Annotated in this window: 22 protein-coding genes; 6 read left to right on the top strand and 16 right to left on the bottom strand. The window is 52.0% G+C overall.

The annotated features are described in order from the left end of the window. The first annotated feature begins 15 nt into the window (after nucleotides 1-15). On the top strand, nucleotides 16-495 hold the full coding sequence (locus GN208_RS01505; RefSeq protein WP_004236188.1) for a GNAT family N-acetyltransferase: 480 nt from the start codon (nucleotides 16-18) through the stop codon (nucleotides 493-495). Here GN208_RS01505 and GN208_RS01500 read toward each other — a convergent pair. From GN208_RS01500 to GN208_RS01490, 3 genes are read right to left on the bottom strand one after another with little or no spacing between them, the layout of a single operon-like run. Next, nucleotides 475-1,599, bottom strand: a complete 1,125-nt coding sequence (locus tag GN208_RS01500) for a DUF4056 domain-containing protein (protein ID WP_225310091.1) — start codon at nucleotides 1,597-1,599, stop codon at nucleotides 475-477. The genes GN208_RS01505 and GN208_RS01500 overlap by 21 nt on opposite strands. A gap of 26 nt (nucleotides 1,600-1,625) precedes the next feature. Then, on the bottom strand, nucleotides 1,626-2,768 hold the full coding sequence (locus GN208_RS01495) for a BamA/TamA family outer membrane protein (RefSeq protein WP_004236190.1): 1,143 nt from the start codon (nucleotides 2,766-2,768) through the stop codon (nucleotides 1,626-1,628). Further along, entirely contained in the window at nucleotides 2,768-3,796 is a 1,029-nt protein-coding gene (locus tag GN208_RS01490; protein WP_004236191.1) for a hypothetical protein, read from the bottom strand. Before GN208_RS01490 ends, GN208_RS01495 begins: the two co-directional genes overlap by 1 nt. A gap of 340 nt (nucleotides 3,797-4,136) precedes the next feature. Here GN208_RS01490 and GN208_RS01485 point away from each other — a divergent pair, with 340 nt between their 5' ends. Both GN208_RS01485 and mutS read left to right on the top strand, forming a co-directional pair. Then, nucleotides 4,137-4,589 carry a hypothetical protein gene (locus tag GN208_RS01485; RefSeq protein WP_015422468.1) on the top strand — a complete coding sequence of 151 codons (453 nt, stop codon included), beginning with the start codon at nucleotides 4,137-4,139 and terminating at the stop codon, nucleotides 4,587-4,589. Between the two features lie 423 nt (nucleotides 4,590-5,012). Continuing rightward, entirely contained in the window at nucleotides 5,013-7,574 is a 2,562-nt protein-coding gene (gene mutS / locus GN208_RS01480; RefSeq protein ID WP_015422467.1) for a DNA mismatch repair protein MutS, read from the top strand. Nucleotides 7,575-7,664: 90 nt separating this feature from the next. Here the strand turns inward: mutS and rpoS are convergent, their stop codons facing one another. From rpoS to surE, 4 genes are all read right to left on the bottom strand, one after another. Beyond that, nucleotides 7,665-8,657, bottom strand: a complete 993-nt coding sequence (rpoS, locus tag GN208_RS01475) for an RNA polymerase sigma factor RpoS (protein ID WP_004236195.1) — start codon at nucleotides 8,655-8,657, stop codon at nucleotides 7,665-7,667. Between the two features lie 49 nt (nucleotides 8,658-8,706). Further along, a complete protein-coding gene (nlpD, locus tag GN208_RS01470) occupies nucleotides 8,707-9,828 on the bottom strand; it encodes a murein hydrolase activator NlpD (RefSeq protein WP_015422466.1) in 1,122 nt (373 codons plus the stop codon). A 141-nt stretch (nucleotides 9,829-9,969) separates the two neighbouring features. Beyond that, on the bottom strand, nucleotides 9,970-10,596 hold the full coding sequence (locus GN208_RS01465) for a protein-L-isoaspartate(D-aspartate) O-methyltransferase (protein WP_004236198.1): 627 nt from the start codon (nucleotides 10,594-10,596) through the stop codon (nucleotides 9,970-9,972). Next, on the bottom strand, nucleotides 10,593-11,354 hold the full coding sequence (surE, locus tag GN208_RS01460) for a 5'/3'-nucleotidase SurE (protein WP_015422465.1): 762 nt from the start codon (nucleotides 11,352-11,354) through the stop codon (nucleotides 10,593-10,595). The genes GN208_RS01465 and surE overlap by 4 nt, the downstream gene beginning before the upstream one ends. A gap of 162 nt (nucleotides 11,355-11,516) precedes the next feature. Between surE and GN208_RS01455 the strand changes: the two genes are divergently transcribed. Next, nucleotides 11,517-11,912: a DUF5329 domain-containing protein gene (locus tag GN208_RS01455; RefSeq protein ID WP_004236200.1), complete on the top strand. Its 396-nt coding sequence runs from the start codon at nucleotides 11,517-11,519 to the stop codon at nucleotides 11,910-11,912. Between the two features lie 64 nt (nucleotides 11,913-11,976). On the opposite strand, the gene truD is transcribed toward GN208_RS01455, so the two are convergent. From truD to GN208_RS01430, 5 genes are all read right to left on the bottom strand, one after another. Continuing rightward, a complete protein-coding gene (truD, locus tag GN208_RS01450) occupies nucleotides 11,977-13,023 on the bottom strand; it encodes a tRNA pseudouridine(13) synthase TruD (RefSeq protein ID WP_004236201.1) in 1,047 nt (348 codons plus the stop codon). Beyond that, complete coding sequence (gene ispF, locus GN208_RS01445; protein ID WP_024472856.1) at nucleotides 13,020-13,499, bottom strand: 2-C-methyl-D-erythritol 2,4-cyclodiphosphate synthase; 480 nt, start codon at nucleotides 13,497-13,499, stop codon at nucleotides 13,020-13,022. Before ispF ends, truD begins: the two co-directional genes overlap by 4 nt. Further along, nucleotides 13,499-14,275, bottom strand: coding sequence for a 2-C-methyl-D-erythritol 4-phosphate cytidylyltransferase (gene ispD, locus GN208_RS01440; protein WP_004236203.1), 777 nt, complete (start codon nucleotides 14,273-14,275; stop codon nucleotides 13,499-13,501). Before ispD ends, ispF begins: the two co-directional genes overlap by 1 nt. A gap of 26 nt (nucleotides 14,276-14,301) precedes the next feature. After that, nucleotides 14,302-14,616 (bottom strand): cell division protein FtsB, encoded by a 315-nt coding sequence (gene ftsB, locus GN208_RS01435; protein WP_004236204.1) that lies wholly within the window; start codon nucleotides 14,614-14,616, stop codon nucleotides 14,302-14,304. A gap of 81 nt (nucleotides 14,617-14,697) precedes the next feature. Further along, complete coding sequence (locus GN208_RS01430; RefSeq protein WP_243828277.1) at nucleotides 14,698-16,470, bottom strand: flavodoxin domain-containing protein; 1,773 nt, start codon at nucleotides 16,468-16,470, stop codon at nucleotides 14,698-14,700. Nucleotides 16,471-16,668: 198 nt separating this feature from the next. Here GN208_RS01430 and queD point away from each other — a divergent pair, with 198 nt between their 5' ends. Next, nucleotides 16,669-17,031, top strand: a complete 363-nt coding sequence (gene queD, locus GN208_RS01425) for a 6-carboxytetrahydropterin synthase QueD (protein ID WP_243828276.1) — start codon at nucleotides 16,669-16,671, stop codon at nucleotides 17,029-17,031. On the opposite strand, the gene queE is transcribed toward queD, so the two are convergent. After that, nucleotides 17,032-17,703 carry a 7-carboxy-7-deazaguanine synthase QueE gene (gene queE, locus GN208_RS01420; RefSeq protein ID WP_004236207.1) on the bottom strand — a complete coding sequence of 224 codons (672 nt, stop codon included), beginning with the start codon at nucleotides 17,701-17,703 and terminating at the stop codon, nucleotides 17,032-17,034. A 149-nt stretch (nucleotides 17,704-17,852) separates the two neighbouring features. Here queE and GN208_RS01415 point away from each other — a divergent pair, with 149 nt between their 5' ends. Next, nucleotides 17,853-19,214, top strand: coding sequence for an amino acid permease (locus tag GN208_RS01415; protein WP_015422464.1), 1,362 nt, complete (start codon nucleotides 17,853-17,855; stop codon nucleotides 19,212-19,214). A 69-nt stretch (nucleotides 19,215-19,283) separates the two neighbouring features. Here the strand turns inward: GN208_RS01415 and GN208_RS01410 are convergent, their stop codons facing one another. The 3 genes from GN208_RS01410 to GN208_RS01400 form a co-directional block, all read right to left on the bottom strand. Further along, a complete protein-coding gene (locus GN208_RS01410) occupies nucleotides 19,284-19,679 on the bottom strand; it encodes a hypothetical protein (RefSeq protein ID WP_004236209.1) in 396 nt (131 codons plus the stop codon). Nucleotides 19,680-19,693: 14 nt separating this feature from the next. Continuing rightward, entirely contained in the window at nucleotides 19,694-20,881 is a 1,188-nt protein-coding gene (locus GN208_RS01405; RefSeq protein WP_004236210.1) for an FAD/NAD(P)-binding oxidoreductase, read from the bottom strand. Between the two features lie 143 nt (nucleotides 20,882-21,024). Beyond that, nucleotides 21,025-21,810 carry an endonuclease/exonuclease/phosphatase family protein gene (locus tag GN208_RS01400; protein WP_032098911.1) on the bottom strand — a complete coding sequence of 262 codons (786 nt, stop codon included), beginning with the start codon at nucleotides 21,808-21,810 and terminating at the stop codon, nucleotides 21,025-21,027. Between the last annotated feature and the right edge of the window lie 233 nt (nucleotides 21,811-22,043).

Raw genomic sequence — 22,043 nt, 5'->3', positions numbered from 1 at the left:
ACGGATTTGATCGTTATGACCACAGAAGCACCCGTTTTTTTACTCGCCCCGCCTCAGCGTGATGAAGCGGATTATCTGACCCGCCTGTGCCTGCGTTCAAAACAACACTGGGGATATGATGAAAAATTTATGGCGACCTGCCGGGATGAACTGACCATTACCTCCGCTGATTTTGACCGTTCGCGGCTGATAACCGCACGAATCAACGGCAAAATTGCCGGTGTTGTGCAACTGACCATCAACCGCCAGGAAGAGAACGGAAAGCTATCCAAACTCTTTGTGCATCCGGATTATCTGCATCAGGGAATAGGCAGCGCACTGTACCAGTGGGCAGTTTCCTCCGCCCGGACACAGTGTATCAGCGCCCTTCTGGTGGATGCTGATCCCAACGCGGAAGCATTTTATATCCGCCAGGGGGCTATCCGCATCGGGGAAACGCCGTCGGAATCCCTGCCCGGCCGGGTTCTCCCGCTGTTACTGATTTCGCTGCACTGACACCGGCGCTGTTTTTTTATCCTCAGCCGCCGCATGTGCTGTCAGTGCCGGAAAATCCGCTTCGGTAAACGGCAGTGCGGTCACCGGCAGATTTCCGGGATTGTTTGTCCGCCATAATTCAAAGGACGCCAAATCCGCCAGCGGCCAGCCCCGGTAATGCTGAGGTAATGCCAGTCTCAATCCGGCGGCGGTTTCCCGCGCTGGCTGTGACGGCAGCCGGTCATCACTCACACTGTAATCCCGGCGCAGCACCAGAAACTTCTCCGGCACCCGCTGGCGCTTATCCCACCAGCGCCCGTCGATACTGTCAAACATCTGCCGGGTAACGGCTGCGGGCTGTGCATCCAGTTGTGCCAGCGCCAGCGGAAGAATACTCTCCATTCCGCGGTTAAAATCAGCGACTGATCCGCCGTGTCCCTGTAACAGCAAGGTGATGGCAAGGCGCGCCCCCAGCAGATTGGAATAGAGATCTTCCGGGGTAAATGCCGAAATTTCTTCCGGAAAACCGGGAACTGAATGATAACCATACCACTGGGCAATTTCATGCCATGCCGCCAGGCGAAACGCGAGCCGCGCGGCCAGATACACACTCAGGGTATAGCGCTCTGCCGGATCCTGCGGCGGGATAAAATGGCGGAACTGAATACGGCGGGAAAACAGTTCATCCGACAGTATCAGCATCCGGGCATTACCAAGATGCGGATAGATTTGCGTGAACAGGTAATAAGTGTAATCGGCGGTATCCCGCACATGGGCGATATCAATAAATCCGCCGTGGCGGGAATAGATGATCCCGAGGTTTTCATTACTCAGGCCGATAACTTCCGCCACGCCAAACCAGAAGCTGTCATTGTAGACATGCTCCCCCAAATCACCGGCGGTCAGCACATTGCCGATGGTGTAAAACGGCACCGGAACCGGCCCCAGTTTTGCCTGCAAATCATAGCCGAATGCGCAGCAGGGGCGCAGCCCGTCAGGCGCCCCCACCTTATCTGCAACCGGAAATGCCTGAGCTGCCGTTTCCGTGGTCTGCGGAGAAAGATCGGCGCGTATAACCGGCACATCGGCCATCCGGCTCTGACAGCCGGATAACAGTACCATCATGATAATTGCGCTGATAAATACCCGCATCAGAAGGCTTCCCCGACCTGGAAATAAAAACCGCTGCTCTGTTTCCCGACCCCAAAATCAAGCCGCACATTCATCCGGGGTTTGAATTCAAAACGATATCCCACACCGACGTTCGGCAGCCAGTGACCGCCGCCGAGATGACGTGCACTCTCACTCATCGTCCCGCCGCCGGCCCAGAGCACAATACCGTGCCGCCAGTCCAGCTTGCGCCGGTACTCCACCTGTGAGGCAAAGACATGATTATCCTGATAGCGGCCGTCATAATAGCCGCGCATCTGCCGCCCATTACCGAGGCGGGAATACTGATCCCACGGCACATCTCCGGAGGCAAACCGCGCGTAGTTATCAAACGCCAGCACCGTTTTATCATCCAGCGGATAATAATAGTTGTACTGAATCTCGGTGGTATTAAACCGCGTATCACTGCCGAGTGACGGCGCATACCAGGTATAACGCAGATCCAGCGCCTGCCCCTGACGGGCATTCGGCAGGAAATCCCGGCTGTCATAACTGAAGGTGGCGCTGACCCCGGAACTGACTGCATGCCGGTCATAATCATGCTCATCCATATAGCGGCTGAACGGTTTATCCGGCGAGGCCGCATTCAGTGTGCTGAAATCCCAGCCTAACCCGATATAGGTATTATCCGCCACTCGGCGCAGCAGTGACGGCGTCAGCCGCAGTTGCTGTGACTTATATTCACCGAAATGATCTTTGACACGCCCGGCCTGATAGCCTTTCCCCCAGTAATCCGTCGGCACATTATTGATCGTGCCGCTGAGATAAAAACGCCAGTTATCATTATCCAGATAGGTGTAATTATTCAGGTTCAGCCCGAACGCCCCGGTTGAGGAGGCAAAACCACTGAGGGATAAGGTGGATATTTTACTGTCAGGATCACTATCCGCCTGATACATACCGACCAGCGCCACCCCGACGCCTAATTCCAGTTCAGGGGTATAAAACGGCCCGGGTAACCCCCCCCAGTCGATGGTTTTGCTGCGGTCAAATTGGTTATTACTGCCCAGTCCGGACAGTGCATCATCAATTTGTTCCCGTGAGGGTAAATAACCGGCCTTTGCTGTGTGAACCGCCACCAGACCGGCAAATGCCAGCCCGGCGGAAAAATAACGAAATATCATTAAAAACGGAATTCTCCGGAAATAAAGAAACTGTTACGGTTATTAAAACCCACTTCTGAGATTATATTAAAATTGCGGGTCACTTCTAACCGGGCGCCGACCAGGTTGCTCCATTTATGAGCAAGATGCTGTTCAACATCGAATTTCATATCGCCGGGGATCATATTTTCCATGCCTCCCGGTAACGATAAGTTTAATCCGCTGATATCCCCTTTGAAACGCTGGGTAATATCCTGATACATAGCACCGGTCCAGACCTGTAATTTGGTATTTCCCTGACCGGCAATTAACGGTGAAAAAACAAATTCATAACCGACGCGGGGTGAAACAACCAATGCTTTAATATCACCGTCAAGGATATCAAGATTGGTTTTGGTATAGTTAACATCGACTGTACCGAAGAATTGCTCATAGGCACCGGCAAAAGTCACACCCGCACCATAAGTTTTCCCTTCGAAATCCAGTTTAAAGGGCTGACCTTCAATCTTAGAGTCAAGATTAATATTATGTATTTTTCCAAACATCTTAACATCCACCGAACCACCGGCCAGTGTTGTGTCAGATTTACCCTTTGTTTTTCCGTATAAACCATACACATTCATAAACGGAAATACCCATGAGTCTAACTTCAGCATATGGGTTTCTGTTTTTTCACGGGTATGACCGGCATCAATGTTAATACCTTCAACCGATGCTTTAAAAAGGCCTTCACCGACGACAATTTTTGTCGGCATAATAAAACCGATTTTATCCACAACAATATCCTGCCGCAGATTCATATAGTTATAACCGACACCAAACGGCTCGGGAAGATCATAACCACGGGCGCGGGCTTCATCGCCCCAGATAGGCAGAATACGGGATTTGGATTCAGAAGGACGGGTGGCATCAGGAGAGCCATCGTCATTTTGTGCAGAGCCGCCGGACTGGCTGACACTTAACGACAGAGTCGGGCCGTCAGCATAAGAAAAAGCGCTCAGGCTCAGTGAGCCGGTAATAATCAGAGTATGAAGTATCGGGCGTAACATAATATAAGCCGGTTTTGTTTAATTAAATGGTGATGAATTCTAACGGCTAATCCCCTCTGATTACGAGCTTTCTGTGCGATAATTAGTAATAATTGCTATGTACGTAACGTTATTGTCATTTACAGTAATAATAACTTAACATTATCATAATAAAATACACAGTAAATATGTAACCTGAAATATAAAACATTAATATCCATATAATCACATCGTATATTTTATATTAGATGCAATAATTTAAATAATAAGATCATTAACTTTCAATATTGCGGACATTATGCTATTTCCTTATAACTATAAACGCACCATCAACCCCACTAAATAATTAAAGGATACCAATATGCCTATTGCAGAGCCACGCAGAGATGACGTCATGACTGACTACGGTACACTTAATCGTCTTTATCCACAGACTGTTACATATAAAGTTGATAATAAAAATTATATTCTTATGGAAGATGAAAATGGTGAATTCCTCATCAAAGAAATCAGCCAGAAAGGGAAACTGGATAAAGATATTTCAAGTGGTCAATTCTCAAGATATTTCGACATCATTCAGGTAGCCTATGATGATAAAAATAAAAATACATATATTTGCGCTATCAGTTTAGGAGGAAAGAAAATGAAATTATTCCAGGCAAATAACCTGGGGATAGATAAAAAGTATTCCAAAGATTATGTCATCAACGGCCGGAAATCATTTAACTTCTTTTTCATTGACGGGTTACTCCATCTTTTTGAATGCGATGAAGACAACAAAGGCCGCTATAGTATTTATTCAATTTCTTTTTAATAAAAACCAATATTACTTTAGCATTAAAAACATCAAAATAAGTTGTAATTACGGGAGGCTTTAATTTATTATATCCGGATTATTCAGAAACAGTTATTATTCATGGATAGAATTTAACTGTTATAAGTCCTGAATCCTGGTTATAAGATAATATGTCTGATAATAAAATAGTAGATTCCTGCTGTCTCCCTGCAAAAGCCACGTTATTTTCATTACGTGGCTTTTCAGCATCAGCACCGTGATACCCGTCTGACTTCCCCGGTTTTGCGATCTTCCTCCACCCTTTTCAATAATTCACCGCGGTACAGGAAGGAATCCCCTCTTTCATCATAATCTGTGTTATTTTAAGCATATTAATGAAGACAATCCCGGGAACGGGCAGTTGATAAACCGTAACTCTTTCAGAGTGTTAACAGAATCCTTATGACTGACAACCAAAACTTTGACTCCCATACACCCATGATGCAGCAGTACTTCCGGCTCAAGGCACAACATCCGGATATTCTGATGTTTTACCGGATGGGTGACTTCTATGAGCTGTTCTTTGATGATGCCAAACGGGCAGCACAGTTACTGGATATTTCACTGACCAAACGCGGCCAGACCGCCGGTCAGCCGATCCCGATGGCCGGTGTGCCGCATCATGCGGTTGAGGGATACCTGGCAAAACTGGTTCAGCTCGGGGAATCCGTTGCCATCTGTGAGCAAATCGGCGATCCGGCCACCAGCAAAGGCCCGGTGGAGCGCAAAGTGATTCGTATCGTCACACCGGGAACGGTCAGTGATGAAGCGCTGTTACAGGAGCGTCAGGATAACCTGCTCGCCGCTGTCTGGCAGGATGCGCGCGGCTTTGGTTACGCCACTCTGGATATCACATCCGGCCGTTTCCGTATCCTCCAGTTAGACGATAAAGACGCGATGGCCGCGGAATTACAGCGCACCCGCCCGGCAGAGCTGCTCTACCCGGAAGATATGGCGGATTTCGCCATTATTCAGAATCAGAAAGGGCTGCGCCGCCGTCCGTTGTGGGAATTTGAGCTCGAAACTGCTCGTCAGCAGCTGACATTACAGTTCGGCACCCGGGATTTGCACGGCTTCGGCGTGGAAAATGCTCCGCTGGCCTTACAGGCCGCCGGATGTCTTCTGCAATATGTCAAAGATACCCAGCGCACCTCGCTGCCGCATATCCGCAGTGTGACCCTGGAAAATCTGCAGGAAAATGTGATTCTGGATGCAGCCACGCGCCGCAATCTGGAAATTACCCAGAACCTCAGCGGCGGCACCGAAAATACCCTGTCGTCCGTACTGGATCTGTGTGTCACCCCGATGGGCAGCCGGATGCTCAAGCGCTGGCTGCACTCCCCGCTGCGTGACAGAGCCGTGCTCGCCAACCGCCAGCAGGCGATTGCCGCGCTGATGGAAATCAGCCCGGATTTACAGCCGGTTCTGCGCCAGATTGGCGATCTGGAACGAGTGCTGGCACGTCTGGCACTGCGCACCGCCCGTCCGCGCGACCTGGCGCGGATGCGCCATGCTTTTTCACAGTATCCGGATATTCAGGCACAGCTGAGTGCAGTATCTGATCCGTATATTCAGACACTGCAACAGCGTATTGGTCAGTTTGACGAATTACAGGCTCTGCTGGAGCGGGCCGTTGTTGAAGCGCCGCCGGTACTGGTGCGTGACGGCGGTGTGATTGCCCCGGGCTACAATGAAGAGCTGGATGAGTGGCGTGCACTGGCGGACGGTGCCAGTGATTATCTCGATAAACTGGAAATCCGCGAGCGGGAAAAACTCGGCATCGATACACTGAAAGTCGGGTTTAATGGTGTCCACGGTTACTATATTCAGGTCAGCCGCGGACAAAGCCACCTGGTACCGATCCATTACGTCCGCCGTCAGACCCTGAAAAATGCCGAGCGCTACATCATCCCGGAACTGAAAGAGTATGAAGATAAGGTTCTGACCTCCAAAAGCAAAGCGCTGGCGATTGAAAAAGCCCTTTATGATGAGTTATTTGATCTGCTGCTTCCGCACCTGGAAGCTCTGCAGCTCAGCTCTGATACCCTGGCGGAACTGGATGTGCTCACCAACCTGGCCGAGCGCGCGGAAACCCTCAATTACACCTGCCCGCAACTGACGGATAAAGTCGGTATTCAGATCACCGGCGGTCGTCACCCTGTTGTCGAACATGTACTGACAGAGCCGTTTATCGCCAACCCGCTGACGATGTCACCACAGCGCCGCCTGCTGATCATCACCGGCCCGAACATGGGCGGTAAGAGTACCTATATGCGGCAGACAGCGCTTATCGCACTGCTCGCCTATATCGGCAGTTTTGTACCGGCGGAAAAAGCCGTTATCGGCCCGGTGGATCGGATTTTCACCCGCGTCGGGGCATCGGATGATCTCGCTTCCGGCCGCTCCACCTTTATGGTGGAAATGACCGAAACCGCCAATATCCTGCATAACGCCACAGAGCAGAGCCTGGTACTGATGGATGAAATCGGGCGCGGCACATCCACCTATGATGGTTTATCGCTGGCCTGGGCTTGTGCGGAAAGCCTGGCGAACCGTATCAAAGCACTGACACTGTTCGCCACCCACTATTTCGAGCTGACCACGCTGCCGGAAAAACTGGAAGGCGTGGCCAATATCCATCTGGATGCGGTTGAGCACGGCGACACCATTGCCTTTATGCACAGTGTGCAGGATGGTGCGGCCAGCAAAAGTTACGGCCTTGCGGTCGCCCTGCTCGCCGGCGTGCCACGTGATGTGATTAAACGCGCGAAGCAGAAGTTGCGCGAGCTGGAATCGCTGTCACTGAATGCAACGGCAAGCCATGTGGAAACACCGCAAATGAATCTGCTGGATAACCCGGAGGAAGCGGCTCCGGCACTGGATGCGCTGGCGGGGATTAACCCGGATTCACTGACACCGCGTCAGGCACTGGACTGGCTCTACCGCCTGAAAGAGATGCTCTGACAGCCGGACAAAAGAAAAGGGGGGAATAAATTCCCCCTTTTACATGAATAATATTTATAACTGCTCTGAGAACGCTGTTTTACGGATCACTCAGTTAAACAGTGAATTCTCACATAACCCGTGGTTGTGCAGGATATCCTTCAGGCGGCGTAAACCTTCCACCTGAATCTGCCGCACACGTTCGCGGGTTAAACCAATCTCGCGTCCCACATCTTCCAGTGTCTCCGCCTCATAGCCCAGCAAACCAAAACGACGCGCCAGCACTTCCCGCTGCTTCGGATTCAGTTCATACAGCCATTTCACAATGCTCTGCTGCATGTTGTTATCCTGCAGCCGGTTTTCCGGTGTGACATCATTTTCGTCAGACAGAATATCCAGCAGTGCTTTATCTGAATCCGCACCCACCGGGACATCCACTGAGGTGATGCGCTCATTCAGACGCAGCATACGGCTGACATCATCTACCGGTTTATCCAGCTGCTCGGCAATTTCTTCCGCTGTCGGCTCATGATCCAGCTTTTGTGCCAGCTCACGGGCGGTGCGCAGATAGACATTCAGTTCTTTGACAATATGGATAGGGAGACGGATGGTGCGGGTCTGGTTCATGATAGCCCGTTCAATAGTCTGACGGATCCACCATGTTGCATAGGTAGAAAAACGGAAGCCTTTCTCCGGATCAAATTTCTCCACCGCGCGGATCAGCCCGAGGTTACCCTCTTCGATCAGATCAAGCAGCGCCAGCCCGCGATTACTGTAGCGGCGGGAAATCTTAACCACCAGACGGAGGTTACTTTCAATCATACGCTGGCGCGCTGCGGTATCACCCCGCAGGGCGCGCCGTGCAAAAAAGACTTCTTCTTCTGCGCTGAGCAGCGGTGAAAAGCCTATCTCACCAAGATAAAGCTGAGTAGCATCCAGGACACGCTGGCTGACACTCTGCACGAACTCAATGTCCGGGCCGGGATCGTCAGATTCGCTCTCCTCTGCCAGCTGCTTCTCATCAAACAGCTCTTCATCTTCATCCTGCCCGGCGGCAAAATTTTCGTCGTATAACTCGTTAGCGTTCAGTGGATTACGGCTCATCAGCTTGCTCCTACCCCGATAATTCAGGCAGAACAAGCTGTTCTGCCGTTTATCGCTGCGGTAAGTACTGCAGCGGGTTGACTGATTTTCCCTTGTAACGAATTTCAAAGTGTAATCTTACAGATGTGGTTCCGCTGCTGCCCATCGTGGCAATTTTCTGACCAGCTGCGACGTCCTGCTGATCTTTAACCAGGATGGAATCGTTATGCGCGTAGGCTGTCAGGAAATCATCATTGTGCTTGATGATGACCAGATTACCGTAGCCGCGTAACGCATTACCGGTATACACCACTTTACCCGGCGCTGAAGCAAAAACAGGCTGTCCACGTGTACCACCGATATCAATACCTCGGTTACCGCTGGTAGGTCCTGTGTAGTTGGAAATGACTTTGCCTTCCGCTGGCCAGCCCCATTTAAAGGAACCACTATTTACGGCGACAGGCGCGCTGGTTGTTGTTGCCGGTGCGGTAACGGCTGCGGTTGTTGCCGCTGTGGTGGCGGCAGTGCCGTTATTCGCTTTTGCCTGTGCGGTGACCTGAGATGAGAGCATCTTACCGCCGGCCGGTTTAGCGCCTGCAGATTCAGAATACGCATTAGTTGGTTGAGAATCAACCACCCCGTTTTGCGGAGTATTCCTATTTGTTGCGACCTGAGTACCGCTGCTGACCGGTGCAACATTGTTGCCGCCGCCGTTGCTTAACCGAATCACCTGCCCTTCGTTCAGGCTGTACGGCTCAGGAATATTGTTCTGTGATGCCAGTTCGCGGAAGTCAGATCCGGAGATATAAGCGATGTAAAATAATGTATCACCGCGCTGAACCGTATAGGTATTTCCGCTGTAACTGCCTTTCGGGATCGCATCATAATTACGGTTGTACTGAATCCGGCCATCGCTGCTGGTCTGCACATTGGCAGAGCGCGGCTGCTGCACACTCCGGCTGACCGGCTGTGTGTTATTGGCGGAACTGAGCTGAGGACGTACCGGCATCGGTGTGGACACAGATGTACTGTTGTTATCATTGCCTGCTGTCATTACCGGTGCACTGCTGCTTTCGTCCACACTGCTGATTGGTGCGGCATGATACGGCGTTGAGCATCCGGCCAGAACCGTGCTCATCAGTGACCCAATTGCAACCCATCGTATTGTTTTCATAGGGTTTCTTGAGTTCATATTCCTTCTCCCGAAACTGGAAATAGTGCGAAAACTGACAATCAGAAAGTCACCACGCGGCCGCAGGCCACATGGCAGGATTGTATTATTAAAACAGATACTAAGCGAAATGAAAAAGTCTTGTTACCAAAATAGCCATTTTTATCCCAGATCGCCGTGAATCAGGGGAACAAACCGGACTGTTCCGATCGATTGGGTATGAAAATCATTGCCCCGGCGGCGGATCAGTTTAAGCATCTGCTGCTGTTCCCCCACCGGTATCACCATCCGGCCGTTATCCGCCAGCTGACTGAGCAGCGCCGGCGGGATATCACTGGCGGCGGCGGTGACAATAATGCCGTCAAACGGACCACGGGACGGCCAGCCTTCCCAGCCGTCACCGTGACGGGTGGAAATATTATGCAGATCAAGCTGTTTAAAGCGGCGTTTGGCATGCCACTGCAGTCCCTTAACCCGCTCAACAGAGTAAACATGCGCCGCAAGGTGTGCGAGGATCGCCGTCTGATAGCCGGAGCCGGTGCCGATTTCCAGCACATGCGCCTGCGGAGCCGGATCCAGCAGTTCTGTCATCTTAGCCACCATAAACGGCTGGGAGATGGTCTGCCCGTAGCCAATCGGCAGCGCGGTATTGTCGTAAGCTTTGTGTGTCAGCGCCTCATCGACAAAATTCTCCCGCGGGACAGCCGCCATCGCCTGTAACAGACGTTCATCGCGGATCCCGGCCTGACGTAACTGTGTAATCAGATCCTGTACCACCCGGCGGATCATTCCTGTATCACCCCTGCTTTTTGTAACCAGTCTTCTAATTTTTCCTGCACGCTGTAGGCGGTCAGATCAACATGCAGCGGCGTGACAGAGACATAACCTGCATCCACCGCCGCGAAATCGGTATCCGGCCCGGTGTCCAGTTTTTCCCCCGGAGGGCCGAGCCAGTACAGCGGATTTCCTTTCGGATCCATCTGTGTGTAGACCACATCCGGTGCCCGGCGCGTTCCGCAGCGGGTCACTTTCATTCCTTTGATCTCACTGAGCGGAACATCCGGCACATTCACGTTCAGAATATTACCGGCCCGTAACGGCACTTGCTGCAGCATGGTCAGCAGACGGCAGGTAATTTCCGCTGCTGTATCATAATGGGTTTCGCCGTTCAGGGAGACCGCAATCGCCGGTAATCCCAGGTGACGTCCTTCCATTGCCGCAGCAACCGTACCGGAGTAGATCACATCATCCCCGAGGTTCGGGCCGCAGTTAATCCCGGAAACCACAATTTCCGGGCGCGGGCGCATCAGCAGATTAGCACCGATATAGACACAATCCGTCGGCGTGCCTTCCACCAGCGCAATATCGCTGTTCTCATGCACTACCGTACGCAGCGGGCGGTCGAGTGTCAGCGCGTTGGATGCCCCGCTGCGGTTGCGATCAGGTGCAACCACCTGCACATGGTAAGTGCGCCGCAGCGCCTCAGACAATGTCCGGATCCCCGGCGCACTGACGCCGTCATCATTACTCACCAGAATTCGCAGCACAACGGTATCCTTTTTTATCAGTAACAGCTCGTTTATCACGACAGAAAACTATTTTATCAAGTTAGCCGCGATAAAAAAGGGTTATAACAGATTTAGTCTGATTGCTTTTTTCATATTCAGCTGCATGATACTTGTATTATTTATGACTGAAAGGATTTCTGCATGGCTATCTGTAAACGAATCACAGCTACCCTGTTCACCGCACTGACTGCCGGACTGCTTCTGGTATCAGAGGCATTCGCGCTGTCACCTCAGGAAGAGACCAGAGTGGAAAACCTGCTGACCGCTGTCGGGAAGCAGGAACAGCTGATTTTTATCCGCAACGGCAGTGAGCATAATGCCGCCGACGCGGAATCACATCTGTGCCTGAAATTAAGCAAAACGAAAAAACGTCTGAGCACCGCAGAACAGTTTGTGGATAAAGTGGCATCCGGCTCCTCCATCAGCGGTAAGCCGTATCAGGTAAAACTGCCGGGCAAAGATCCGGTGGATGCCAAAGTGTATCTGACTGAATTGCTGGCGGAAACAGACAAAGCCGCCGCAGCAAAACCTGAATAAAAAACAGAACGAAAAAAGGGGCGGAATAATTTCCGCCCCTTTTTTATGTTAATCAGTCTGTTGATTATTCACTGAATTCCGCCGCCTGATCCGCTTCCAGCTCAATAATTTCGCGGATAACACTGGTGGCAAAACTGCCGGCCGGCAGGAAGAAGGATAAACGGACGGTTTCATCATCCATCCATTCAGATGTGAAATGCTCCGGATACAACATCAGCGCTCGGCGGGCATTATCCGCCCCCTCTTTTTCCGCCAGTTGCCACAGTGATTGCCACGGTGCCAGCTGTCCTGTTTCAAAGGCCAGTGCCGCATCCTGAGACCCCAGATCACCCTTGCCCGGTAACGGCGCTGTAATGCGCAGTTCACGGTTATCCAGACGCTGCTGTACATCCGCCAGTTCATCCGCCTGAACCGCAAACCAGCTGCCGCGCCCGGCGAGCTGTACCGCATCACCCTGCAATGCGGTTGCCTGAAGCTGCTGTGTCAGACGGGCGTCCGCCACCGCGTTAAACATCGCACTGCGGGCAGCGGAGAGATAAAAACCGCGTTTGCTGCGATCTTTCACACTGATTTCGCCGTCAGCCCAGCGCTGTGCGAAATGCAGATTCTGGCCGTTGCGCCCGAAACGCTGCTCACCGAAATAATTCGGCACCCCGGACTGCGCAATCTGCTGCAGACGCTGTTCTGTCGCGGCGCGATCGCTGATCCGGCGCAGCACAATAGTAAACTGATTACCTTTCAGCGCACCGATCCGTAATTTGCGTTTCTGGCGGTTAACCGCCAGGACTTCGCAGCCTTCAAGCTGCATCTGCGCGAAATCCGGTGTTTCTTTTCCCGGCATCTGCAGGCAGAACCACTGCTCGGTGACCGCATGGCGATCTTTCAGCCCGGCGTAGCTGACAGCACGGGCGGCGATTTTCGCAAATTTGGCCAGTTCTTCCGCCACAAACCGCGTGTTACAGCCGGTTTTGCGGATACGGACCATCACATGTTCGCCGTCACCGTCAGGTTCAAACCCCAAATCTTCCTGCACCAAAAAATCTTCCGGCTGTGCTTTCAGTACCCCGGTGGCCGCTGGTTTACCGTGGAAATAACTGACCGGGAGACTCATGCTTCAGCCTTCACAAGCAGCGCTACCGCCTCACAGGCGATCCCTTCTTTGCGGCCAGTGAAACCGAGTTTTTCGGTGGTGGTGGCTTTCACATTGATATCATCCATATGACACTGCAAATCTTCCGCCAGATTCACCCGCATCTGCGGGATATGCGGCAGCATTTTCGGTGCCTGGGCGATAATAGTGACATCCAGATTACCCAGTCTGTAGCCTTTTTCCTGAATACGACGGAATGCCTCACGCAGCAGCACACGGCTGTCCGCGCCTTTATAGGCCGGATCCGTATCGGGGAATAATTTGCCGATATCCCCCAGCGCCGCCGCACCCAGCAATGCGTCGGTGGCCGCATGCAGAGCGACATCACCGTCGGAATGCGCCAGTAATCCCTGTTCGTAAGGAATGCGGACGCCCGCAATCACAATCGGGCCTTCGCCGCCGAAGGCATGAACATCAAAACCGTGTCCGATTCTCATCATGTTGTCTGTTCCTTATTGTTATTGGACAGGTAGAACCCGGCAAGTGCGAGATCTTCCGGCTGTGTGACTTTAATATTGTCCGCGCGGCCGGGCACCAGCAACGGCTGATAGCCGCAAAACTCCAGCGCGGAGGCTTCATCAGTGATCACTGCCTGCTGAGACAGCGCCTGCTGCAGACAGGTGCGCAGCAGATGAAGCGGGAAAAATTGCGGGGTCAGGGCGTGCCACAACTGTGTGCGCTCAACAGTGTGATCAATACCGGTATATCCGGCAGATGCCACACCCCGCTTCATGGTATCACGTACCGGTGAGGCCAGAATCGCCCCCTGCACGCGGTTACCGGTTTGTGTGTCTGACATCACGGCCAGCAGCCGGTTCAGATCTGTCAGTTGCAGACAGGGACGCGCTGCGTCATGTACCAGCACCCAGCTGTTTTCCGGAGTATGCTCAGCGAGATAATCGAGACCGGCCAGGACAGAATCCGCGCGCTCACCACCGCCGGTGACAGTTCGGATCCGGGGATGCCGCGCGACCGGTAATGTACTGAAAACCGTATCCTGCGGATGCAGCGCCACGACCACCTGTGTGATGCGCGGGTGTTCCAGCAGAATAGCGAGGGTATGTTCCAGAATGGTTTTTCCGGCAATAATCAGGTATTGCTTGGGGCATTCGCACTGCATGCGGGTACCGGTACCGGCGGCCGGGATCAGCGCCGTGACCGGAGCATCATCAGAAATACCGGACAGATCCGGTGCCGGTTGTGCGCCGGTCATTGCGGAAGAAAGTATTGTCATAAGGATTAGTTACTGCGACTTTGTGGCTGCGCATTCTGCTGTGTCCGTTTTTCGGACAGGACCCGGTAAAAGCTTTCGCCGGGCTTGATCATGCCTAATTCACTGCGCCCGCGCTCTTCGATGGCCTCAAGCCCGTCGTTCAGATCGCCGATCTCAGCAAACAGCTGTTCGTTACGGGCTTTGAGCTTCGCATTTACCTGTTCTGATGCAGCAACATCTTCACTGACCTGTACATAGTCGTGAATACCGTTTTTCCCTAACCACAATGAATATTGCAGCCAGCCCAGAATAACTAAAAGTAATAGCGTCAGTTTGCCCATCACCGCCCCCGAAAAGATCGGCTAATCTTCCCATAAGATCGGCGCAGATGCTACTGTTCCGTCCGTTATTCGGACAGAAGATCAGTAAACATCCCGCTGATAACGTTTTGCTGTCCGTAATCCGTTCAGAAAAACCTGTGCCTCTTCTGCGGACATCGCCCCTTCACTGCGGATAATATCCAGTAATGCGGCATCCGTGTCTTTTGCCATCCGGAAAGCATCCCCGCACACATATACGTACGCGCCCTGCTCCAGCCAGCGCCAGACGGTTTCCCGCATTTCAGACAGCTTATCCTGCACATAAATCTTCTGCGGCTGATCCCGCGACCAGGCGGTTGTCAGCTCCGTCAGTACGCCCTGACGCACAAAATCTGTCAGCTCTGTCTCATACAGAAAATCGCTTTTTTCATGCGGATTGCCGGTAATCAGCCAGTTTTTTCCGCCGGATTGCTGAGCCGCACGCTGCTGAAGAAACGCACGGAACGGCGCAATGCCGGTACCCGGCCCTATCATAATCACCGGTTTTTCCGGGTCATCCGGCAGGCGGAAGTGATCATTGTGTTCCACAAAACAGGCAACCGTATCCCCGGGCTGTAACTGATGCGCCAGGTAACGGGTTGCCGCACCGTAGCGGGTACGCCCGTCAGTCCGGAACTCCACCACCCCGGCGGTCAGATGCACTTCATCCGGTGAGACCAGCGGCGACGAGGAAATGGAGTATAAACGCGGCATCAGCGGCGGCAGGCAATCCACCCAGGCCTGTGCGGAGGTCTGCACGGCAAACTCACGCACCATATCCGCCACCGGTCTGCGCTGTGCGTACGATATCAGTTGCTGCGGATCCGCAATCATATCCAGCAGTTCCGGCGCGTTACTGACGCGGGCGTAAGCCGCCACAACCGGTGCACTGTTGATGGTCAGCTCACACTGCGTCATCAGGGCGTCACGCAGAGAATACGATTTCCCTTTCAGCATGACACGCTCAGTACCGTCAAACCAGAGCAGTCCCAGCAGCTCACTGACCAGCTCCGGGCTGTTTTCCGGATACACACCCAGCGCATCACCGGTCTGATACTGCAACCCGGTGCCGCGGATATCCAGCACAATCTGACAGACATGCTTTTCCGATTCCGGTGCGGTCAGGCGCACAGCGCGGCGCAAAACCGCAGACTGTGGTTTATCACGCTGATGCGGCTGTGAATCAATCTGCACCACCGTATTGTGAGTGAAGCGGCTGAGCCGCTCTTCATCTGCCGGCGGTGTCAGATTCAGCAGCTCAGGGAGTAACTGAGAGATCCAGTTATCTGCGGTAACCTGATAATCGCTGTCTGCTTCCGCACGCGGCAGGATCCGCTGCGCCCCGAGGGCATGCAGGCGGTTATCAAAATTCTTTCCGGCCTGACAAAACTGCGGATACGCCCGGTTACCCAGCGCCAGCACCGCGTAACGGATTTTTGTCAGCGAAGGTGCCTGAACAGAATGAAGGAAATGAAACAGCGGCAGGGCTTCTTCCGGTGCATCACCATCCCCGGTGGTGGCACAGATAAGCACTACCAGCGGTGATTCCGGAAATGCAGTCAGTGAGAGATCTCCGGCATTTACCAGACGTACCGCCCGCTGCGCACTGAACAACTGATCCCGCAGGGATTCCGCCACACGCCGGGCGTTACCGGTCTGAGATGCGGCGATCAGCAAAATATCCGCCGGTTCCCGTTCCGCCGCAGACGGCGCTGCCCGTTCACGGCACCAGGCCGATAACCAATTCAGCTGTTGCGGAGTCAGTCTGTCAAGTAAGGGTTGCAGGTGCTGCCAGTCAGGCGCGGAGAGCGGAGAGGTTGTGATCGGCGATGTCATAGTAAACCCGGTAAATGAGTGTATTCGTTATTATTCTGACGTTCCAACATAGAGAAAAGTACCGGTTTTGTCGATGAAAAATAGCAGGGCATTTCTGTTATTTATTCGCCACTTTGCTGTTTTTTGGTAACATTTTCACTGAATATTGCGTAAAATGACGCTTTTATTATGCCATACCGTCATTATCCGGAGAGAGTTATGAGCACCACGATTTTTAAAGAGTTCCAGTTCGAAGCCGCCCACCGCCTGCCGCATGTCCCGGAAGGCCATAAATGCGGGCGTCTGCACGGGCATTCCTTTCTTGTCCGTCTGGAGCTGAATGGTGAGGTGGATGCACATACCGGCTGGCTGATCGATTTTGCTGAGGTCAAACAGGCATTTAAACCGATTTATGACCGTCTGGATCATCACTACCTCAATGAGATCCCGGGGCTGGAAAACCCGACCAGTGAAGTGCTGGCGGAGTGGATCTGGCAGCAGACCAAACCGCTGCTGCCGATGCTGAGTGCCGTGCTGGTCAAAGAGACCTGTACCGCCGGCTGTATTTACCGCGGTGAATAATCAGGCAATATTAAGATATTTATGAGTCTGCATCGAGAAACGCCAGTTACGCGCGATGCAGGTCTCAATACAGAGAGCAGTGGCCGCCGGTTTCTGACTGATCGGCTGCAACGCCACCACCGGCTGTTTATCCCCCGGCAGTTTCGCCAGCAATAAATCCAGTTCATCAATATCCCGCTGCCGCCCGACCGGATGTTTCACCTCATCAGCCCGCAGCAGTGAAGGTGTCAGCACATCATAACCGCCGCGCATATTCACTTTCGGGGAAACGGTTACCCAGGTTTTCTCACTGCACTGCACCGGTTGTGTACCGCTGGTTTCAATCTGGCACTGATAACCCCGCGCTTCGAGCACCGCCGTCAGCGGCCGCAAATCATATAAACACGGTTCACCGCCGGTGATCACAACATGGCGGGCTGTATAACCTTTCGCCTCAAACTGCATAATAATGCTGTCTGCATCCAGAGAGGCCCAGCGGTCGTCCTCCTCTGTTTTACTCATCATGTCTTCTGCTGAACAGACTTTTTCCGGTAACTGTTCCCAGGTATGTTTGGTATCACACCAGCTGCACCCGACCGGACAGCGCTGTAAGCGGACAAAAATCGCCGGAACGCCGGTAAAAACCCCTTCGCCCTGCAATGTCTGAAAGATTTCGTTAATAGGGTATTGCATCACTCATCTGTTCCTTACGTTTAAGGCCGTATTATTGCAGATAATTATCCCGTCAGCATGACTCTTTATGTTAAAGTACCGGGTTGACTCTGACCGCGTTTCACATCAGTAAAAACGCTGCTAATCATGACAGCGACAGGATTAATTACATGAAAGAAAATAATACGGCGCTACGACGGGGGCTTACAGGGCGGCACATCCGCTTTATGGCACTCGGATCGGCGATAGGCACCGGCCTGTTTTACGGCTCGGCAGCCTCTATTGAGCAGGCGGGTCCTGCTGTTCTGCTGGCTTACCTTATCGGGGGTGCGGCAGTCTTTATGGTGATGCGTGCGCTGGGCGAAATGGCAGTCCACCATCCGGTACCGGGTTCATTTTCACAATATGCCAGCCATTATATGGGGCCGCTCGCCGGGTTCCTCACCGGCTGGAACTATGTTTTTGAAATGCTGATTGTCTGTCTCGCGGACGTCACCGCCTTCGGCTTCTATATGAAGCTCTGGTTCCCGGATGTCGATCAGTGGATCTGGGTACTGGGGATTGTGTGTTTCATTGGCGCGCTGAATTTATGTCACGTTAAGATATTCGGGGAGATGGAGTTCTGGCTCTCGATTGTCAAAGTGACCGCGATTATCGCCATGATTGTCGGCGGCGCGGCGATTATGCTGTTCGGCTTCGGCCAGGAAACCGCCCATCCGACCGGTATCAGTAACTTATGGGAATTCGGCGGCTTTATGCCGAACGGAATAAGCGGGGTAATAGCCTCACTGGCCATTGTGATGTTTGCCTTCGGCGGCATTGAAGTGATCGGTATCACTGCCAGTGAAGCACAAAACCCGGAAAAAACCATTCCGAAAGCGATCAACGCAGTACCGCTGCGTATTCTGCTGTTCTATGTGCTGACACTGTTTATCCTGATGTGTATCTTCCCGTGGAACCAGATCGGCCATAACGGCAGCCCGTTTGTGCAGATTTTCGAGAAACTGAATATCTCCTACGCGGCCAACATTCTGAACCTGGTGGTGATCACCGCAGCCGTTTCTGCCATTAACAGTGATATCTTCGGTGCAGGCCGGATGATGTACGGCATGGCGCAGGAAGGTCAGGCACCGAAATCCTTTATGAAGCTCACCAAAAACGGTGTGCCGTGGATGACAGTTCTGGTGATGAGTGCAGTTCTGCTGGTCGGCGTGGTGCTTAACTACCTGATCCCGGAAAAAATCTTCATCATTATCGCCTCTATCGCAACCTTCGCGACCGTCTGGGTCTGGCTGATGATTCTGTTATCTCAGGTGGCAATGCGCCGTAAGATGAAACCGGAAGAGGTCAAAACCCTGAAATTCCCTGTACCGATGTGGCCGGTTGCGCCCGCTCTGACCATCGCCTTTATGGTCTTTGTGATCGCCCTTCTGGGTTACTTCCCGGATACACGTGTGGCACTGATGGTGGGGATTGCCTGGGTGGTAATTCTGACTGTTGGTTATTTTGCCGGTGTGAAAAAACGGGTATAAACAGACAACTCACTGTTCTGAAAACACGAAACCGGGTGAATCATACACCCGGTTTTTTTATGTCCGGTATCAGGGTTCGCTGTTGATACGCTGAATACGGGAGCCCATAATCTGTAACGTTCTGAGCACCATATTGATGCCTTTGAGCGTGTCCTGATCTTTCAGTAATTTATAGGTATTACGGAAATTGTACTTTTCATCACTGTACATCATTTCCATTTTGGCCTTGTTCAGCGCCAGTCCGCTTTCCCACAATAATGCGATACCTGATTCCGCATTATCCGCCAGTTTATTGACCTCATTCTTGCCGATAATATCGACCAGATCCGAGACCAGAGACAGCAAATCAATCACATTATCAAAGCGGTTCAGCTGCATTAATACCGCCAGTTTTTCCGCTGTTTGTGCGGATAATTCAGGCTGTGGCGCAGCAGTCTGTTCATTCATCTGTTCTGTTGCAGACATTGCAGTTTCCTCTGTTATACCAGGCCGCGAACGGTTGACCAGTACAGCCCGCGGTTAAAACCGGTACGCAGCAGGCCACCCAGCTTTGTCGCCGGTGTCGGTAACACATCATGCTTATAATCATACTGAAGCGGCATCCCTGCATTCAGCCCCATCTGGGCGACTGCCTGAACCCGTCCGTCATAAATGGCGGTGGTATAGCCGAAACGCATCTCGCCGATAATATTATCCACCACGACAGTCGACTGGTTATGGCAACTGCCGGCCGCTTTACTGATAGGCAGATCCACAGTATCCCCGAGGACATACACGTTTTTCAGTCCGTACACCTGCAACGTTTCCGGATCTGTCGGCAGCCAGCCCTCTTCCGGATCGCCGTCGGATAATCCGGTATTACGTACCGATTCCACCGCAGAAATCGGTGGCGTACCTATCAGCAGATCAAACGGCTGCTCTTCCCCTTCTTTGGAATACGCAATTTTCTTTTCAGGGCAGACACGCTCCAGGGTAAAACCGCGCTGAGCCTGAATATTACGCTCCTGAAAGACCGCCGGCAGGACTTCACAGACATCTTTCTGCATAAACAGGCAGTTACGTAATAACTGAGATACTGTCGGATAGGTATAAACGATTTCGATATCCTGGCGGACACGACGCTGACGGAAATAATCATCCAGCATCAGCGTGGTTTCCATCGGTGCGATACCACACTGGTGAGGAACATTCGGGGTATTCGGGAAAGAAACCGTAATAAAAATCCGGCCTTTTTCGAATTTTGCCAGCTTTTCAGCCAACTGGCGAGCGGGTTGATACTGATAGAAATGATCGGCAGCTTCTTTCATTCCGGAGATCCGATCCGGTCTCGGCTGACAGCCGGTCGCGATCACCAGGTAGTCATATCCGTATTTGGTGCCGCTCTTTCCCTGCAGCGTCTGTGATGCAAAATCAAAATGCTCGACACGGTCGTGAATAAACTGAATTTCGGGGCGAAGCAGAGAGCGTTGTGACTTTCGTAATTCCTCTTTCAGATACAGATTAAAAGCCACATACATAAACGCAGGTTTATAATAGTGCCATTCACTGTCTGAAATAAGGACAACTTCCACTTTCTTCTGATAAATATCATTTAACAGCTTTCTGGTCAGAATATTTGCGACCATCGTGCCGCCGGCGCCGCCGCCAACAATAACAATACGCTGCATAGAGTCTCCGGTTTTATTACTTAATTAGTTAATAATAAATAACACCAGGCAATAACAACCAGATAACTATAGTTAGTATAAATAATATTGCATTAATATTATTACTTAATGATAACAGTGATAAACAATATCATCAGATATTTTTACATGAACTCAGCAATTAAAGGATAGTGATCTGAAGCATCTGTCTGCATAACGTCCGATAAAACCAGTTTAAATCCGCGATAAAACAGATAATCCAGCGGGTGACCAAATGCTTTTGTCCGGATATCATCCGGAAACAGCACTTCTTTCAGGCCCTGCGCACGGGCAAAACGTTTCAGGGCATTCATGCGCTGCCTGCTCCAGGCGTTAAAATCACCGCCGAGGATCACCGGCCCGATATGACAGCGGATCTGAGAGCCGACCGTATTCAGCTGGCGCCGGTAAACATCCACACCAAAACTGAAATTAATAGCATGGACGTTAATCACCATCAGCTGACGGCCATCCGGCAACGGGTACACAGTAACTAATGCGGATTTAGGCAGACGCAATAAGGGTTCTTTCTGCTGTAACGGGCAGCAATAGATTGGATGGGAGGTTGCCAGTGTCATCACACCGGAAGGATGCTGCTGAAAATGCAGCGCGGGAACCTGATCAGCAACAAGCTGGTGTTTTCCGGCCAGGCTGACCAGTTCAGGAGAAGGCTGTGCTTCCTGAAGCAGGACCAGTTGTGTGTCATGCAAAATGCGATCAAGGGTTTTGCGCCAGTCAGGACGCTGTTGCTTATAGATATTCCAGACCACAACGCGGATAGTTTGTTCCGGTGCGGATAATGGTAAACCAACCGGCAATCCGTTACCCAGCATGTCTGCCGACATGGGGGGGATTTGTCGTGCCGGATGCCCTGCGACATACCGGACGGACCAGTTTTTTTTCTCTTTCAACGATAACCCCGATACTGTTTGCTTCTGTCCGTCACTATCTTAGCAAACTTTGATTCATGCTATCCGGTTCAGAACACGTATTCAGGTGAAAAATATTTTTTCTTTTCGCCCAAACGCAAAAAAGCCACCCAAAGGGTGGCTTCTTCACTTAATAATAACCTGGCGGTTCCCTACTCTCACATGGGGAGACCCCACACTACCATCGGCGCTACGGCGTTTCACTTCTGAGTTCG

The organism is Morganella sp. HSTU-ASny43, from assembly GCF_022819185.1.
In the GTDB taxonomy this organism is placed as follows: Bacteria; Pseudomonadota; Gammaproteobacteria; order Enterobacterales; family Enterobacteriaceae; genus Morganella; species Morganella morganii.
Note: the sequence above shows the minus strand (reverse complement) of the source record. Positions and strands in the feature narration are given on the sequence as shown.